This is a genomic window from Methanobrevibacter sp. (assembly GCF_045541095.1).
Lineage (GTDB): Archaea > Methanobacteriota > Methanobacteria > Methanobacteriales > Methanobacteriaceae > Methanocatella.
The window spans coordinates 1-1523 of record NZ_JAZQIJ010000221.1; the positions used below are offsets into that span (position 1 = coordinate 1).

The 1523-nt window shown below is 36.7% G+C and carries 2 protein-coding genes; both read right to left on the bottom strand.

Annotation, left to right across the window (positions count from 1 at the left end):
- Positions 1–510 (bottom strand): LUD domain-containing protein (locus tag ACKI2P_RS09550; protein WP_407377191.1); only part of this gene is annotated, 510 nt, incomplete at its 3' end.
- Positions 491–988 (bottom strand): ribose 5-phosphate isomerase B, encoded by a 498-nt coding sequence (rpiB, locus tag ACKI2P_RS09555; protein ID WP_407377192.1) that lies wholly within the window; start codon positions 986–988, stop codon positions 491–493. The genes ACKI2P_RS09550 and rpiB, both read right to left, overlap by 20 nt.
- Positions 989–1523: the final 535 nt, after the last annotated feature.

The following is a 1523-nucleotide window of genomic DNA, read 5'->3' on the forward strand; positions in this document are numbered from 1 at the left end:
ACGATCCGACTTATTCTCTTCTTTCGAAAGATGAATGGATGGCATCAAGGGATGATAGGGTTTTTGTTCGCCTTCATGGAGAATAAAACGACCCACTTTCGTCTCTACTACATGAATGTTTTTCCGTTCCAAGAAACCATTGAGTTCTATTTCATCAAGCACTGTCGAATTCGACCGCATGATAGAGTTGGCTTTTTCCTTGCGAATGAGATCGAAAATCATAGTCAAAGCATCGTCGGCATTGCGTGCCCATAGTACTTTACCTCCATTTTCGGTGAAATGCGTCTCAAAATCAACCAAAAGTTTTTCCAAACCCAATAGTGACTTGTTGCGAAGGGTGTAGGCACGTTGTTTTTCCAAATCAAGGTTACGGTAATTCACCTTACCTTTGGCAAAATTGGTCTCAAAACAACCAGTACTATAATTGATTTTCTGCCAGTGTTCTTCATCGAAAGCTGTCTCACAGCCTTGTTGGAATATAGTGTTAGGATCACTCATCATCTTTTTCATTAGGTTCTATCTTTTCGACTCTTTTGGTATGACGTCCGCCTTCAAAGTCAGTGCTAAGAAAAACTTGCACCATCTCCCAAGCCAACTCATTGGGAATGAAACGACCAGGCAAGGCAAGAATATTGGCATCGTTGTGTTGACGGGCCAATTTAGCTAGTTCCACATTCCAGCACAAGGCAGCACGTACGTTGTGATGATGGTTGGCTGTCATCTGGGCACCATTGCCGCTGCCGCAAAGAATGATTCCCAAGGGATATTCACCATGTTCGATGGCTGAAGCCAAAGGATGAATCATGTCGGGATAGTCGACACTCTCGTTGCTATAAGTTCCAAAATCTTTGACCATATAACCTGCTTCTTTCAATTTCCCAATCAAAAATTCCTTCATCTCGAAGCCGCCATGGTCGCTTGCTATGGGTATGATGTGTTCCATTTTTCCGCTGTTGATAAATGATGATGCAAAATTACATATTTTCATTACGCGCCACCGTCATATTGCACTATTTCTGAAAGACTTATCCGCTTATAAAAAATCAACATTTTTGAAATAATATACTGAAAATCAATAAAATAATAAGTTATCAACAAGTATTCTGTTGATAACTTTTTGATTGAGGTGCATAAAAATTGAGTCAGTTTTTATGAACAGATTTCAACCGAAAAAAGAGAAAAAAATCAACACTATTTCAAAAAATAGGACTTCATTTTAGTCGTTTTTTTGGTTTTCAACGAATATTCAAAAAGAGATAAATCAGCTTGAAAAATAAATGCTTGATGGTTTCAAAAATGAGCATCTCAAATTGAAAATTAATAATGCAAGAACTTTATTGAAAAGTTTTCAACCAATTCACAGGCTTATTAACATCCCTATCAAACTTCAATTAATTTGAAATTTAAAAATTAAAAAATGAAATATTGATAATTGTGATGTTGATAAGTTGGTGAGCATTTTTCAAGAATTAAAAAACGGGTATCTCTAATCCAACGAAAATGTCTAATTTTGACCCGAATTT